General features: G+C 64.5%; 14 protein-coding genes and 1 tRNA gene. 7 read left to right on the top strand and 8 right to left on the bottom strand.

The features are described from left to right. Positions 1–107 precede the first annotated feature (107 nt). The 5 genes from FBZ93_RS11755 (at position 108) to FBZ93_RS11735 (ending at position 4,030) form a co-directional block, all read left to right on the top strand. Positions 108–563 carry an SRPBCC family protein gene (locus FBZ93_RS11755; protein WP_146986162.1) on the top strand — a complete coding sequence of 152 codons (456 nt, stop codon included), beginning with the start codon at positions 108–110 and terminating at the stop codon, positions 561–563. A gap of 160 nt (positions 564–723) precedes the next feature. After that, positions 724–798 (top strand) — tRNA-Gly (locus tag FBZ93_RS11750). A 235-nt stretch (positions 799–1,033) separates the two neighbouring features. Then, entirely contained in the window at positions 1,034–1,708 is a 675-nt protein-coding gene (locus FBZ93_RS11745) for a DUF2865 domain-containing protein (RefSeq protein ID WP_146986161.1), read from the top strand. A 262-nt stretch (positions 1,709–1,970) separates the two neighbouring features. Further along, positions 1,971–3,248 carry a PQQ-dependent sugar dehydrogenase gene (locus FBZ93_RS11740; RefSeq protein ID WP_146986160.1) on the top strand — a complete coding sequence of 426 codons (1,278 nt, stop codon included), beginning with the start codon at positions 1,971–1,973 and terminating at the stop codon, positions 3,246–3,248. A gap of 200 nt (positions 3,249–3,448) precedes the next feature. Next, complete coding sequence (locus FBZ93_RS11735) at positions 3,449–4,030, top strand: c-type cytochrome (RefSeq protein WP_208764000.1); 582 nt, start codon at positions 3,449–3,451, stop codon at positions 4,028–4,030. Between the two features lie 146 nt (positions 4,031–4,176). On the opposite strand, the gene panE is transcribed toward FBZ93_RS11735, so the two are convergent. From panE to FBZ93_RS11715, 4 genes are all read right to left on the bottom strand, one after another. Further along, positions 4,177–5,097 (bottom strand): 2-dehydropantoate 2-reductase, encoded by a 921-nt coding sequence (gene panE, locus FBZ93_RS11730; RefSeq protein ID WP_146986159.1) that lies wholly within the window; start codon positions 5,095–5,097, stop codon positions 4,177–4,179. Positions 5,098–5,223: 126 nt separating this feature from the next. Beyond that, on the bottom strand, positions 5,224–5,874 hold the full coding sequence (locus FBZ93_RS11725) for a 2-hydroxychromene-2-carboxylate isomerase (RefSeq protein WP_146986158.1): 651 nt from the start codon (positions 5,872–5,874) through the stop codon (positions 5,224–5,226). 66 nt (positions 5,875–5,940) lie between these two features. Next, the gene (locus FBZ93_RS11720) at positions 5,941–7,239 is read right to left on the bottom strand and encodes an MATE family efflux transporter (RefSeq protein ID WP_146986576.1); all 1,299 of its coding nucleotides are present in this window, start codon (positions 7,237–7,239) and stop codon (positions 5,941–5,943) included. A 271-nt stretch (positions 7,240–7,510) separates the two neighbouring features. Continuing rightward, the gene (locus tag FBZ93_RS11715; RefSeq protein ID WP_146986157.1) at positions 7,511–8,098 is read right to left on the bottom strand and encodes a DUF2239 family protein; all 588 of its coding nucleotides are present in this window, start codon (positions 8,096–8,098) and stop codon (positions 7,511–7,513) included. Positions 8,099–8,229: 131 nt separating this feature from the next. Here FBZ93_RS11715 and FBZ93_RS11710 point away from each other — a divergent pair, with 131 nt between their 5' ends. After that, the gene (locus FBZ93_RS11710) at positions 8,230–8,895 is read left to right on the top strand and encodes a glutathione S-transferase family protein (RefSeq protein ID WP_146986156.1); all 666 of its coding nucleotides are present in this window, start codon (positions 8,230–8,232) and stop codon (positions 8,893–8,895) included. Positions 8,896–8,903: 8 nt separating this feature from the next. Here the strand turns inward: FBZ93_RS11710 and FBZ93_RS11705 are convergent, their stop codons facing one another. Then, a complete protein-coding gene (locus tag FBZ93_RS11705) occupies positions 8,904–9,359 on the bottom strand; it encodes a DUF1330 domain-containing protein (protein ID WP_246667452.1) in 456 nt (151 codons plus the stop codon). A 74-nt stretch (positions 9,360–9,433) separates the two neighbouring features. Between FBZ93_RS11705 and FBZ93_RS11700 the strand changes: the two genes are divergently transcribed. After that, positions 9,434–9,769, top strand: coding sequence for a GIY-YIG nuclease family protein (locus FBZ93_RS11700; RefSeq protein ID WP_146986155.1), 336 nt, complete (start codon positions 9,434–9,436; stop codon positions 9,767–9,769). 56 nt (positions 9,770–9,825) lie between these two features. Here the strand turns inward: FBZ93_RS11700 and FBZ93_RS11695 are convergent, their stop codons facing one another. From FBZ93_RS11695 to ggt, 3 genes are all read right to left on the bottom strand, one after another. Then, positions 9,826–10,701, bottom strand: coding sequence for an SDR family oxidoreductase (locus FBZ93_RS11695; protein ID WP_146986154.1), 876 nt, complete (start codon positions 10,699–10,701; stop codon positions 9,826–9,828). A 184-nt stretch (positions 10,702–10,885) separates the two neighbouring features. Continuing rightward, positions 10,886–12,184 (bottom strand): MFS transporter, encoded by a 1,299-nt coding sequence (locus FBZ93_RS11690; RefSeq protein ID WP_146986153.1) that lies wholly within the window; start codon positions 12,182–12,184, stop codon positions 10,886–10,888. A gap of 102 nt (positions 12,185–12,286) precedes the next feature. Next, positions 12,287–14,032 carry a gamma-glutamyltransferase gene (gene ggt / locus FBZ93_RS11685; protein WP_146986152.1) on the bottom strand — a complete coding sequence of 582 codons (1,746 nt, stop codon included), beginning with the start codon at positions 14,030–14,032 and terminating at the stop codon, positions 12,287–12,289. Positions 14,033–14,060 lie beyond the last annotated feature (28 nt).

Below are 14,060 nucleotides of genomic sequence, written 5' to 3'. Positions count from 1 at the left end.
GCAAAATTCAATCGCTTGCCGTCCGATCCCGTTCGATCGGAGATCGGGTGGGCTTGCCCTCCGGGACGGCCGAAGATGGCCGTCCTTGATGGCAACGGGGATCACCCATGGCGAAGGCCTATTACAGCACCGTGTTCGAGCAGCCGGCCGGTGAAGTCTGGAAAATCATCCGCGATTTCAACAATTACCCGGTCTGGGTCCGTGGCGCGGGGACCAGCGAGATCGAGGACGGCAAGTCCGGCGACACCATCGGTGCGGTGCGCAACGTGCTGTACCGGGAACGGCGAATCCGGCAGCGGCTGCTCGCGCAGTCCGACGTCGAGCGCTTCCAGACCTACGAATTTGCCGGTCCTCCGACGCTGCCGATGACGGATTTCAGCGCAACCCTGCGGGTCACCCCGGTGGTCGACGGCGACCGGGCCTTCATCGAATGGTGGGCGGTGTTCGATTGCGAAGCCGACCGCCGCGTCGAACTGGCGCAGACCCTGACCGGCTGGTTCGAGGGCTGGCTCGAATCGCTCCGCGACGAGATGGCTTTGAGGCCGGTTCCGGCGGAAACATAAAAAGAAATCGTCGCCGCGACCGGTTTCGGCCGATTCGGGGTCAATTTTTAGCGAAACCGTGCGATTTCGTGAGGTTCAGACCGCGCTCTTGTGTTGCATTCACAGACAGCTTTTGGCATAGGTCTGCCGTTGCCGGCGAGCGATCGCCGCCATTTCGGATGCGGGTGTAGCTCAGTGGTAGAGCACGACCTTGCCAAGGTCGGGGTCGAGGGTTCGAGCCCCTTCGCCCGCTCCAAAATCTCTCGCTGACCGAATATCTCGCCGACAGAGCTGACAGTCTGATGAAGGCCCGCTCCCATTGCGGGCTTTTTTGTTGTTGGCGCGGTCTTGCGGTTTGCCGCGGCCCGCGATGGCCGCTTCCGGGCTCGTTCACCGTCAAATGGTGCATTCTCAAATCTGATAGAAATCCGTGGTTGTGTCGGCATTGAAATGGCTGCCGCTCGGCTCTCGACGCGGCACGCAAGTGAATCATGCCGATCAGCTGGACGCCAGATCCCGCCTTGGAGCGCAGCGTTACTCGCGCAACTGTTGCAGCGCTGATCGCGCTTGCCAGCGTCGGGATATGTTCGCCGGCTTCAGCGCAGCTGTTGCCGGGCGACTCCGCCTATGCGCCGGCGCCCAGTTTCTTTCCCATGCCCGGCTTTGAGCCGGCGCCCGGCGCGGAGCCCACGCAGCAGCCGCGGACCCGCGTCTACATCACGACGCGCTCGCATTGGGGCGGCCGGCAAAACTTCTGCGTTCGGACCTGCGATGGCCGCTTCTTCCCGCTGCCGCGGGTGAGCGAGGCGGCCGATGTCAGGTCGTGTGAGGCGGCCTGTCCCGCTGCCGAGGTGAAGCTGTATTCCGGCTCCGACATCGACAGCGCCAGGACCGAACAGGGCGAGACCTACAAGACGCTCGCCAATGCATTCCGGTTTCAGCGCGAGATCGTGCCGCAATGCTCTTGCAGCGCCAGCGCCTCAACCGGCCTGTCGCCGATTGCGATCGAGGACGACATGACGCTGCGGACCGGCGACATCATCGCCGCCGATGATGGCTTCAAGATCGCGGCGATCACCAGTGGGGAGCGGCGCAGCGTGTTGTTCAGGCCGTTGTCGAAGGCCAAGGCGCAGGCGCTCGGCCTGGCGCGGCTCTCGTCGCGATAGATTCCAAGCGTTAACTTCGTTCGAATATTACGCCGCAGTGCAGAATGCCTTGTTATCAGGCAGCTCGCGCAGGAAAATTTCGTCTCAAATTTCGTCTCAACTTGTTTTGACGCAGCGCACACCGCTGCACGCGCTTTTCAGCGTCGATGGATGTGCTACCATTTTGCCGTCTGACCTACCTCGCAGACCGCCACCATCATCTCTCAGGGCGTTCAAAATCAATAACAGGCAAGCTGCAACGGCTTGCGTAGGGAGCGACTCGATGAAATCGGCTTTCAATCGATCAATACTTGCGTTCGCGGCGATCGCGCTGCTGGCGGGGACCACCTTCGCCAATGCGCAGCAACAAACGGACAAGAACCGTGCGCTGAAGAAGTACGAGTCCGGCACCAAGGAATTCTGGACCCATCCGCCGGATGACTGGTTCCTCGGCGACGAGACCGAAGCGCAGAAGGGCCTTGCCCCGCCGTCCGGTCCGCCGACCGGCGCGTCCGACGCCGAACTCGCCAGCATGATGAAGAAGATCAAGCTGCCGCCGGGCTTCAAGATCGAGGTCTATGCCTCGAACGTGCTCGCCGCGCGGCAGATGGCCTGGGGCGACAAGGGCACGCTGTTCGTCGGCTCGTTCGGCCTCGGCAACGTCTATGCGATCAAGGACAACAACGGCAAGAAAGAGGTCAAGACCATCCTCAAGGGCCTCAACATGCCGACCGGCCTCACCTTCAAGGACGGCGCGCTCTATGTCATCGCGGTCGACAAGCTGATCAAGTACGACAATGCCGAAGCCAATCTCGACAATCTCGGCAGCGGCAAGGTGGTGTATGACGACATGCCGTCCTATGCGGCGCATGGCTGGAAATACATCGCCGTCGACAAGGATGGCTGGTTCTACATTCCGTTCGGACCTCCCTTCAACATCGGCATCCCGCCGACCTCGGTGTCGCAGATCCGCCGCGTCGATCCCAAGACCGGCAATGCGGAGATCTGGGCGCTCGGCGTGCGCAACTCGGTCGGCGGCGACGTCGATCCGCGCACCGGCAAGTACTGGTTCACCGAAAACGCCCGCGACTGGATCAGCGACGATCTGCCGAGCGACAAGCTCAACATGATCTCGAAGATCGGCGAGCATTTCGGCTATCCCTATTGCCACCAGGGCAACCTGCCGGACACCAAGTTCGCGATGGGTCACAAGTGCTCGGAGTTCACCCCGCCGGTGTACAATCTCGGCGCACACGTGGCTCCGCTCGGCATGAAGTTCTATACCGGCAGCCAATTCCCGGCCGATTACAAGAACAGCATCCTGATCGCCGAGCACGGCTCCTGGAACCGGCACAAGTACCAGGGCGGCCGCATCGTGAAGATCACCGCGAGCCCCGACGGCAAGAATGCCAAGCAGGAAATCTTCGCCTCCGGCTGGATCGAGGGTGACCAGGGCTATCTCGGCCGTCCCGCCGATATCCTGCTCGACAAGGATGGCTCCATCCTCGTCGCCGACGATTGGGCCGGTGCGATCTATCGCATCAGCTACAGCAAGAAGTAGCAGTCGACGCTCAGAGGCTGCGGTGGCCGCGAGGCGACCGCAGCCTCTGTTGCGATCGGGTAACGGAACCACCTCGTCATGCCCGGACTTGATCCGGGCATCCATCCAACAAGAACCCTTTTTAAACCTGATGGATTGCCGGGGCATCCTCGATCAGCTCGAGGACAGACGCCCGGCAATGACCGCCGGAGAAACTGACAATGCGCGTTGTGTCCCTCGGAATGCTGTTCGCGTCGGCGGTCGCGCTGACTTCGTTTGCCCAGGCGGCAGACAATGCCGCCGGCAAGGCGAAGGCCGAAATCTGCGCCGGTTGTCATGGCGACAACGGCATCTCGCAGACCGAGAACATTCCATCGCTGGCCGGCCAGCTCGACCAATTCATTCAGTGGCAGCTGGTGTTCTTCCGCGCCGGCGCGCGCAAGAACGAGCAGATGCAGCCGATCGTCGAGCAGCTCAACAACGACGACATCCGCAATCTCGGCGCCTATTTCGCGTCGCTGCCGCCGTTCAAGGGCGGCAAGGACGACAATCCTGATTTGTCCGAGAAGGGCAAGCAGGCCGCGGCCGGCCGCCGCTGTGCCTCATGCCATGGCGACGGCTTTGCCGGCACCAAGGCGGTGGCCCGGATCGCCGGCCAGCGCGAGGAATATCTCGTCAAGGCGCTGCACGACTACAAGTCGGGACAGCGCTCCGGCGGCGCGCAGGCGGCGATGGCCGACGTGGCGTATCCGTTGAGCGACGAGGAGATCACCGCGCTCGCGCATTATCTGGCGCATTTGTAGCCGCAGAGACGGTGTCGTCCCGGCGAACGCCGGGACCCATAGCCACCGAACTTAATTGGTTGACGAGATAGCAACCACATCTGCCTCAAATCGAGAGGCCGCGGCGTATGGGTCCCTGCTTTCGCAGGGACGACGCTGATTGTGTGTCAAGCGCCCCGCTGCTTCTCATATGCCTTGAGATGCGTATACGCCGTGCGCAGCTTCGGCACCGGGATCTTTGCCGCGTCGGCGCGCACGATCAGGTCGCCGATCACGTGGTCGGCTTCGACCGGCAGCCCCGCCTTGATGTCGCGGAACATCGATGCGGTCATCGGCGAGCCCTCGGCGGTCAAGAGCCCGCGGGTGCGCTGGAAGAACGGACCGCCTGGTTCATGACCGGCGTCAGCGGCGATCGCGCTGCATTCGTCGAGGATGCCGAGCAGAAAATCCTTGCCGCCGGGCGCGGCCAGGATGTTGCCGACCGAGGTCCGCATCAGGCTGGTCGAGGCGGCGAGCGATGCCAGGAACACCCACTTCTCCCACATGTCCTGTATGATGTGGTCGCTGGCGGCCGCGCCGTTGACGACGGAGAATGTGTCGACGATCGCACCCACGCGGTCCGAGATGCCGCCGGCGCGCTCGCCGAAACCGAGCGACTGCATCGGCTGCAGCTGCACCACCTCGCGCTTCTCGTTCAGCGTCGCGGCGATTGCGCAGAGGCCGCCGAGCACATGCTGGGCGCCGAACTTCTTCTCGAGCGCATCGAGATGCAGCATGCCGTTGAGCAGCGGGATGATCGCGGTGTTGTCGCCGACCGCGGGCGCAAACGACTTGATCGCGTCCTCGAGATCGAACGCCTTGCAGCTCAGCAGCACGACGTCGAACTTGTCTGCGAGCTTGTCGGCCTGCACCGTCGGCGGATTGTTCAGCGTGACATCGCCGTTCGGACTCCTGATCACGAGCCCGGCGGAGGCGAGCTCGGAGGCGCGGCGGGGCCGCACCAGGAAGGTGACGTCGCGGCCGGCCTGAAGCATCCGGCCGCCGAAATAACCGCCGATCGCACCGGCGCCGACCACGAGAACACGCATGGGAATTTTTCCTTCTTTGTAGTTGCCCGGAAGCCAGGGGCGAATAACGAATGGGGAGTGGCGAATAGATAGGGATCTGAACCGGCTATTCGCTACTTGCTACTCGCTATTCGCCGTCGGCTCATCTCACTTTCCCGACACCAATTCCTCGACTTCGCGCAGCTGCTCCTTGCCGAAGAAGATCTCCTTGCCGACGAAGAAGGTCGGCGAGCCGAACGCGCCGCGCTCCACCGCCGACTGGGTGTATTCCATCAGCTTACCCTTGACGTCAGCGTCCTGCGCGCGGGCAAACAGCTTTGCGGCATCGAGGCCAGAGGAGGCGATGGCTTTGCCGGCGACCTCCGGATCGTCCATCTTCTTCGGCTCGACCCACATGTGGTGGAAAGCCGCCTCGACATACTTCTCGAACACGCCCTCAAACTGGGCGGCGACCGCCGCACGCATCAGGTGCAGCGTGTTGACCGGGAAGAACGGGTTCCAGGTGTAGGGCTTGACGTTGAAGCGCTTGAGGAAGCGCTCGGTCTCGATCTTCATGAACTCGGGCTTGTTCTTGACGCCGGCCAGCGTTTCGGCCGGCGATTTGTTGTTGGTGGCCTTGAAGATGCCGCCGAGCAGGATCGGGACATATTCGAATTTGACGCCGGTGCGCTGTTCAATCGCCGGGATCGCCTCATGGCTGAGGAACGCGTTGGGGCTGCCGAAATCGAACAGGAATTGCGGATTTTGGCTCACGGCGGTTTCTCCCTCAGCTTGTCTCGTTTGGGCTCGTTGTAGCATGGGCCTATCGTTGCAGGCGCCATCGGTAGAATATGATACTCATCATGTGAGCCGCAGCGCGTGATGTCAAATCAGCCGCTTGATGGTCTGCTTGCGCCATACCAGGACGTAATAGGCCATCTGCAACAGGAACATGGTTGCGAAGGTGACGGGATAGGCGATCCAGATGCCGCTGATGCCGATGGCGCGGCTGAGCAGGGTCGCGACCGGAACCTCGACGGCCGCGATCGCCAGGGTCGAGATGAACAGCGGCATCCACACCGTGCCGCCGGCGCGCATCGCGCCGGAAAACACCGTCGCCATGCCGAACAGCACCATGCTCCACAGCACGATGTACAGCAGCTGCTGCGCGAGCGCGAGCACGGCACTGTCGGTGATGAAGAAACCCATCAGTGGCCGCGCAAAGAGATAGCCGAGCACCACCAGCCCGCCGGTCAGCGCGAGATTCATCTCGAGCCCGGTCCTGACGATGGCGCCGACCCGGCCGGGTTCGCCGCGGCCGATCGCCTGCGCGCCGAAGATCGAGGTCGTGATGGCGATCGAGATCGCCGGAAACTGCACATAGCCGATCACCTGGTTGACCGCGCCATAGGCGGCGGTGGCGTCCGAGCCGAACCCGTTGACGAGGCCGAGCAGCACCAGTTCGGCGAGCGAGACCACCACCATGCCGATCGCGGTCGGAATGCCGAGCCGCAGCACGATGCGCAGCAGCGCGCCGTTCGGCCGCATCGCGCGCAGGAACGCCGTGTCGAAGGCGAGCGGGTGCTTGTGCCTGAGCATGTGGACATGCAGCCAGAGCAGCGTCACCACGCCCGAGACGGCGGAGGCAATCGCGGCACTGGCGACGCCGAGCATCGGCAGCCCGAGCCAGCCGCGGATCAGCGCGGGCGTCACCACGAGCCCGACGATGGTCGAGACCGTCAGCGCCACCAGCGGTGTCACGGTGTCACCGACGCCGCGCATCATCGCCGCGAGCAGCAGGAATGCGAAGGTCACCGGCATCGTGATCATCATGATCCGCGCATAGGACACCGCGGCGTCGAGGACGTCGGGCGGCGTGGCGAGCGCGACCAAGAGCGGGCGGGCGAACAGGCCGCCTGATATCGCGATCGCCAGCGCGAGCAGCAGCGTCACGGTCATGGTGGTGCCGGCAACCGCCTTCACCCGGTCGGGCTCGCCGGCGCCCCAGGCCTGGCCGATCATGACGGAGGCGCCCGCGCTGAGGCCGATCACGAAGGAGATGAAGAAGAACATCACCGGAAAGAACACCGATGCCGCCGCCAGCGCGTCGACCCCGATCATCTGGCCGAGATAGACGCCGTTGATGGTGCCGAACAGCGATTGCAGCACATTGCTCAGCAGCATCGGCGCCAGGAACGACAGGAAGGATTTGCGTAGGGAGGGAGGGTTGGACACGTTCAACTTCCAAAATGGTACCGAGCTTGTGCAGCTTGGGTAGGTCAGGCAGTACACACCGCTGTCGTCCCTGCGAAAGCAGGGACCCATAATCCGCGGCCTCTGCAAAGGGCGCGCGGCTAGTTCGATGCGCCGCAATGCCCTTCGGTGGTTATGGGTCCCTGCTTTCGCAGGGACGACATCGCGTTCGAGGTTACTCGTCCAGTCTATTCAAAGCAGGTCAGTCCGCTTGATCGCTGTAGGCGAGCTGGATCGCATGATCGCGGATGTCGGCAGGCCAGTCCGCGATCAGGGCCGTGAAGCGCCGCCGGTCGTGCGCGAACAGCGCGCGGATCGCCTCCTCGTAGTTCGGCCGGTTGCCGGCCATCGTGGTCATGAAGCGATAGGCGGCATCTTGTGCTGCGCGCGTCCGATCCTTGTCGCCGCTTGCGCGCCGGGCCTCGTCGACCAGCTTGCGGATCGCAACCGATGCGCCGCCCTTCTGCTGCGCGAGCCAGTCCCAATGCCGCGGCAACAGGGTGATCTCGCGCGCGACGACGCCAAGCTTTGGCCGTCCCGGCCCGCGCGGCGCGGCCGGCACCGCCGGCTCCTCGTCGAGCGGGCGGGCGGGCTTCGGCAGCCGCGCCAGCACGTCGTCGACCGAGCCGCGGAAGTCGATATCGACCAGCGCCGAGGTGCGGCCGTTGAACACCAGGACCGTGGCGTCCTTGCGCTGATCGAGCAGCTGCTTGGCCGTGCGGGCGACCTCCGGGAGGTCACCGGCGGCGATGCGGTGCTCGTTTTCGAAGACGACATAGGCTGGGGTCATCGCGGATCTCTTCGGTTGCGCGGCATATTGCCCGGGTAATTCGGGGTAATCCAGGCACGTGCGTCTCGACTTTCTTGCGGCGGGCTGGCACCAAACGCCGCCCGATTGCGCTGACATCTGAGAGGACGCCCATGCTGACGGTTCATCACCTCAACAATTCCCGCTCGCAGCGCGTGCTGTGGCTGCTCGAGGAATTGGGCGTTCCTTACGAGATCGTGCGCTACCAGCGGCAGCCCGACATGCGGGCGCCGAAGGAGCTGCGCGCGATCCATCCGCTCGGCAAGTCGCCCGTCGTCACCGACAACGGCAACACCATCGCGGAATCCGGCGCGATCCTCGAATACATCATCGCGACCTACGGCAATGGCCGCCTGATCCCGCGAGCCGATACGCCGGAGCGGCTGCGCTACACCTATTGGCTGCACTACGCCGAGGGATCGGCGATGACGCCGCTGCTGCTGAAGCTGCTGTTCACGCTGATGCCGAAGCGTGCGCCGGCGCTGCTGCGGCCCTTGGTGCGCAAGGTGTCGAACCAGGCGCTGTCCACGCTGGTCAATCCGCAGCTCAAGCAGCACATGGCCTATTGGGAAGGCGAGCTCGGCAAGAGCGAATGGTTCGCCGGCAGCGAATTCTCCGGCGCCGACATCCAGATGAGCTTTCCGCTGGAAGCGGCCGCAGCGCGCGGCGGGCTCGAGGATGGTCACCCCCGATGCGTCGCGTTCCTCGAACGCATCCACGCCCGCCCGGCCTATGCGCGGGCCTTGGAGAAGGGCGGGCCGTACGAGGTCGGCCGATAAACGCGCGCTCATCGCGGCAACTCGACCAGCGGCAACAGCCGTGAATCGGCGAGCGCCGCGGTGCGATGTCCGATGCCGGCCAGATAGGCTTCTGCTACCGCGAAGGCGAGGAACGCGCCGCGGCTCTTCTGCCGGATCAGCATCGCACGGTCCCAGCGCTCGGCCTCGGGCCCGATCAGGAACGACCCGCCGTCACCCATGAACAGGATGTCGCCGCCGCTCTTCTGCAGATGCGGGAGCGTATGGGCGACATAGCGGTCGTACGCCTCCGCGCCTGATATCGGCTGCGGCGGGGCGAGCTCGGGGTTTTGCGAATAATCGGCGGTTTCGCGGAAGCGCAGCAGGTTGAGCATCACCAGCTCGCCCCTGATCTCGCGCTGGGCAAAGTCGCGCCCGGCGTTCCAGGTCGGCTCCAGATAGCAGGCGGTGTCCATGTCGGTCGGCCCATCGGGTTCGGATGGCATTTTTTACCCGGGCATAATTGCTTTGTCAATAATACCCGGATATAAATCATCGCACCACGACGACGGGAGCCGCCATGAAGACCGAGGACCGCAAGCTGGCCATCGCCGACTACAAGAAGCGCGCGAGCATTGCCGGCGTGTTCGCGATCCGCTGCCGCGCGACCGGCGCGGTCTGGGTCGGGCAGGCGCTTGATCTCGACAAGATCCAGAACCGGATCTGGTTCACGCTGCGGATGGGCAATCATCGCAATGCCGAGCTGCAGCGCGCCTGGTCGGCGCATGGCGCCGACAATCTGTCGCTTGAAACGTTGGAGCGGATCGAAGATGAGGAGCTTGCCTATGTGCGCGACACGCTGCTCAAGGAGCGCGTGGCGCACTGGCGCGCGCAACTCAATGCGTCCGTGCTGTAGCCTTTTTTGAGCATGATCTTTCCGGAAAACCGCTTCGCACTTTTCCGGATCATGCTTCAGCGCGCCGGTAGCGCCTGCACGGTGACGCCGGGTGGCGGCACGTCGTCGTCGGGCACGAAGAAATCCGACATCAGCGGCACCGAGGGATCGACGCGATAGTGCTCGAAGTCGCGCACGCCGTTGGCATAGAGCACCTTGTCGTCGATGCAGAAATGCCCGGTGAATTCGCGCGACGGCCGCGTGATGATCGCATAGGCCGCATCGCCCATGATCTCGGGGGTGCGGCTCGCGCGCATCATGGCATCGCCACCGAGCAGATTGCCGACCGCGGCGGTCGCGATCGTGGTACGCGGCCACAGCGCGTTGACGGCGACGCCGGCCGACTTCAATTCGCCGGCCAGCCCCAGCACGCACATGCTCATGCCGAACTTCGCCATCGTGTAGGCGGCCGAGTGCTCGAACCATTTCGTCTTCATGTCGAGCGGCGGCGACAGCATCAGGATGTGCGGATTCTCCGCCTTCTTCAGGTGCGGGATGCAGTATTTCGACACCATGAAGGTACCGCGCGTGTTGATCCCCATCATAAGGTCGTAGCGCTTCATGTCGGTGGCCTGCGAATTGGTCAGGCTGATCGCGCTGGCATTGTTGACGCAGACGTCGATGCCGCCGAACTCGGCGACGGTCTGCTCGATCGCCGCCATTACCTGGGCCTCGTCCCTGATGTCGCAGATCACCGGCAGCGCCTTGCCGCCCGCGGCGCGGACTTCGTCGGCGGCGGTGTAGATCGTGCCCTTCAGCTTCGGATGCGGCTCGGCGGTCTTCGCCGCGATCGCGACATTGGCGCCGTCACGCGCGGCGCGCAGCGCGATCGCCAGCCCAATGCCGCGGCTCGCACCCGAGATGAACAGCGTCTTGCCTTTGAGCGATGACATGAGACCACTCCTCTGCAGTTAGGGACGCACACTAGCAGGGCTCCCTCCCCCCTTGCGGGGGAGGGTTGGGGAGAGGGGTAAGCCACATACACCGCCTTCGCGGCCACCCCTCTCCCTAGCCCTCCCCCGCAAGGGGGGAGGGGACTACGGAGCAAGCGTCGCGGCCGTCGCGCCACTGACAACGCTACCCACCCGCATGCAGCACGCGCCCGCGGGTTTCCGGCAGCGCGTAGGCGGCTATGAAGAACACGGCGTAGGCTGCGACCGCGAAGATCGCGATCGCGTTGGCGAGCGTCGTCGTGGTCGACAGCGCGCCGACCAGGAACGGAAACAGTGCGCCGACGCCGCGGCCGAAATTGTAGCAAAAACCCTGGCCCGAGCCGCGCAGCCGGGTCGGGTAGAGCTCGGTCAGGAACGCGCCCATGCCGGAGAAATAGCCCGAGGCAAAGAAGCCGAGCGGGAAGCCCAGCACCCACAGCACCTCGTTGGACAGCGGCAATTGGGTATAGAGCAGCACCACCGCGATGGCGCCGAGCGAGAAGATCAGGAACAGATTGCGCCGGCCGATCCGGTCGGCAAGCCAGGCGCCGACCAGATAGCCGATGAACGAGCCGATGATCAGCGTCGCGAGATAGCCGGTCGAGCCGACCACCGAGAGCTTGCGCTCGGTGGTGAGGAAGCGCGGCACCCAGAAGGTGATGGCGTAGTAGCCGCCCTGCATGCCGGTGCCGACCAGCGAGGCCAGCAGCGTGGTCTTCAGGATCGGCCCCTGGAAGATCTCCCACAGCGCGGCGGGTCCGCTGCCGGATGCCTGCTGCTGCGCCATGGTCGCGGCTGATATTTCCGGCTCGGTGACATAGCGGCGCAGATAGAACACCAGCAGCGCCGGCAGCGCGCCGATCACGAACATCCAGCGCCAGGCGTTCTCCGCAGGCAGGATCGAGAACAGCACCGCCTGCGCCAGCACCGCAAAGCCCCAACCGATTGCCCAGCCCGACTGCACCGAGCCGACCGCGCGTCCGCGATATTGCGGCCGGATCGCTTCGCCGATCAGCACCGCGCCGGCCGCCCATTCGCCGCCGAAGCCTAAGCCGAGCAGCGCGCGGGCGATCAGCAGCTGGTCGAAATTCTGCACCACGGCGCAGACCAGCGAAAAGAACGAGAACCAGATGATGGTGAGCTGCAGCGTCTTCACCCGCCCGATCCGGTCGGAGAGATAGCCGCCGAGCCAGCCGCCGACGGCGGAGGCCAGAAGCGTCACGGTGCCGGCGAGCCCGGCGGTGCCGGCATCGACCTTCCACAGCGTGATGATGGTGCCGATGACGAGCGGATAGATCATGAAATCCATGCCGTCGAGCGTCCAGCCCGACGCGCAGGCCCAGAACGTGCGCCGCTCCTGCAAATTCATGTCGCGATAGAAGGCGAGGAGGCTGGTGTCCTCGATCTCTGCGACTTCCATCGATTTGGATTCGGCCGTGCTCATGCGCGTTCCCCGGAGAAATCTTTCACCGGCACTTTGCGATCCGCGGCCGGAGTTGCGCGGACCGCCAATCTATCGCGATGTCGCAGGCGGGCAAAGCCGCCTTTAGTACCCTGCGGCCTCCGAGCCACGCGTGCGCGGATCGGGTGCGCCGAGCAGACCATTGGTCGTGACGAGGATCGAGTTCGCGGAGGAGTAGCCGAGCGGCTCGACCAGTTTGTGGCCCTTGGCCTTCAACTTGGTCAGCACCTCGTCAGGAAAGCCGCGCTCGATCCGGACCTCGTCGGGCAGCCATTGATGGTGCATGCGGGGCGCGGCGACCGCGGCCGCGATGTCCATCTTGTAGTCGATCACGTCGACGATGATCTGCGTCACCGCTGATATGATGCGGCTGCCACCCGGCGAGCCCGTCACCAGCACCGGCTTGCCGTCCCTGAGCACGATGGTCGGCGACATCGACGACAGCGGGCGCTTGCCCGGCCCCGGCAGATTGGCCTCGAAGCCGACCAGGCCGAAGGCGTTGGAGGCGCCGGGCGCTGCGGTGAAATCGTCGAGCTCGTTGTTGAGCAGCACGCCGGTGCCCTCCGCGACGAGGCCGACGCCATAGGGGAAATTCAGCGTGTAGGTGTTGCTGACGGCGTTGCCGCTGGCATCAACGACGGAATAATGCGTGGTGTTGTCGCCCTCGTGTGGTTGCTTGGCGTTGCGCACGTCGGTCCAGGGCGTGGCGCGGGCAAGATCGATGGTCGCGCGCTGCTTCGCGGCGTAGTCCTTGTCGACCAGCAGCTTGGTCGGCGCGTCGACGAAGGCAGGATCGCCGAGATAGCGGGCGCGATCGGCATAGGCCCGCTTCATCGCCTCGATCATCACATGCAGCGAGGCGGCCGAGCCCTGCTTCATGTCCGACATCGCAAATCCTTCGAGGATGTTGAGGATCTCGAGCAGCACGACGCCGCCGGACGAGGGCTGCGGCATCGAGATGATGTCGTAGCCGCGATAGGTGCCGCGGACCGGCGTGCGGATCACCGGCTGGTAGGATTTCAGATCGGCTAATGTAAAGATGCCGCCGGCATTCTTGATGCCGCTGACCAGCTTCTCGGCGACCGCGCCGTCGTAGAAGCCGCGCGGGCCCTGTTCGGCGACTGCGGTCAGCACGCCGGCGAGATCGCCCTGGACCAGGCGGTCACCTTCATGCAGCGGCGTACCGTCGGCGTGCGAGAACGTCTTGGCCGAGTTGGGCCAGCGCGACATGCGGCGGTACATGTCCGCCAGCGTGTCCGCTGTATCGTCGGTGACGATGAAGCCGTCGCGCGCCAGATCGATCGCGGGCTTGAGGACCTGCGCCAGCGTGAACTTGCCGGAGCCGTATTTCTCCAGCGCCAGCGCGAGGCCCGCGACCGTGCCGGGCACGCCGATTGCAAGCGCGGAGTTGCGCGACTTGTCGGGATCGGGCTTGCCCTCGGCGTTGAGGAACATGTCGCGGCTGGCGGCCTGCGGCGCAGTCTCGCGATAGTCGATCGCGATATCTTCATTGCGTCCGGCGAGATGGATCACCATGAAGCCGCCGCCGCCGATATTGCCGGCGCGCGGATAGGTCACCGCCATCGCAAAGCCGGTGGCGACCGCGGCGTCGACCGCATTGCCGCCCTGCCGCAGGATGTCGGCGCCGACCCGCGCCGCGAGCTTCTCCTGCGCCACCACCATGCCGTGTTCGGCGCGAATGCTGCTAGCCGTATCAGTGGTTGACGGCTCGTAGGCGCGCCGCTGGACCTGACTGAGGGCCGGTGTCGCGATGCCGATCACCAGGAGAGCGGCAAACAGCCGCCGCGACATCGTTGCTGTCAGCGCCATCGAAATGTCCTGCCCTGTTCATCGCCGT

The sequence above is a fragment of the Bradyrhizobium macuxiense genome, from assembly GCF_007993935.1.
Taxonomy (GTDB): domain Bacteria; phylum Pseudomonadota; class Alphaproteobacteria; order Rhizobiales; family Xanthobacteraceae; genus Bradyrhizobium; species Bradyrhizobium macuxiense_A.
Note: the sequence above shows the minus strand (reverse complement) of the source record. Positions and strands in the feature narration are given on the sequence as shown.

Excerpts from the sequence above, each read along its gene's own strand:
- FBZ93_RS11755 (WP_146986162.1), top strand. The coding sequence starts at position 108 with ATGGCGAAGGCCTATTACAGCACCGTGTTCGAGCAGCCGGCCGGTGAA.
- FBZ93_RS11745 (WP_146986161.1), top strand. The coding sequence starts at position 1,034 with ATGCCGATCAGCTGGACGCCAGATCCCGCCTTGGAGCGCAGCGTTACT.
- FBZ93_RS11740 (WP_146986160.1), top strand. The coding sequence starts at position 1,971 with ATGAAATCGGCTTTCAATCGATCAATACTTGCGTTCGCGGCGATCGCG.
- FBZ93_RS11735 (WP_208764000.1), top strand. The coding sequence starts at position 3,449 with ATGCGCGTTGTGTCCCTCGGAATGCTGTTCGCGTCGGCGGTCGCGCTG.
- panE (WP_146986159.1), bottom strand. The coding sequence starts at position 5,097 with ATGCGTGTTCTCGTGGTCGGCGCCGGTGCGATCGGCGGTTATTTCGGC.
- FBZ93_RS11725 (WP_146986158.1), bottom strand. The coding sequence starts at position 5,874 with ATGCTACAACGAGCCCAAACGAGACAAGCTGAGGGAGAAACCGCCGTG.
- FBZ93_RS11720 (WP_146986576.1), bottom strand. The coding sequence starts at position 7,239 with ATGCTGCTGAGCAATGTGCTGCAATCGCTGTTCGGCACCATCAACGGC.
- FBZ93_RS11715 (WP_146986157.1), bottom strand. The coding sequence starts at position 8,098 with ATGACCCCAGCCTATGTCGTCTTCGAAAACGAGCACCGCATCGCCGCC.
- FBZ93_RS11710 (WP_146986156.1), top strand. The coding sequence starts at position 8,230 with ATGCTGACGGTTCATCACCTCAACAATTCCCGCTCGCAGCGCGTGCTG.
- FBZ93_RS11705 (WP_246667452.1), bottom strand. The coding sequence starts at position 9,359 with ATGCCATCCGAACCCGATGGGCCGACCGACATGGACACCGCCTGCTAT.
- FBZ93_RS11700 (WP_146986155.1), top strand. The coding sequence starts at position 9,434 with ATGAAGACCGAGGACCGCAAGCTGGCCATCGCCGACTACAAGAAGCGC.
- FBZ93_RS11695 (WP_146986154.1), bottom strand. The coding sequence starts at position 10,701 with ATGTCATCGCTCAAAGGCAAGACGCTGTTCATCTCGGGTGCGAGCCGC.
- FBZ93_RS11690 (WP_146986153.1), bottom strand. The coding sequence starts at position 12,184 with ATGAGCACGGCCGAATCCAAATCGATGGAAGTCGCAGAGATCGAGGAC.
- ggt (WP_146986152.1), bottom strand. The coding sequence starts at position 14,032 with ATGGCGCTGACAGCAACGATGTCGCGGCGGCTGTTTGCCGCTCTCCTG.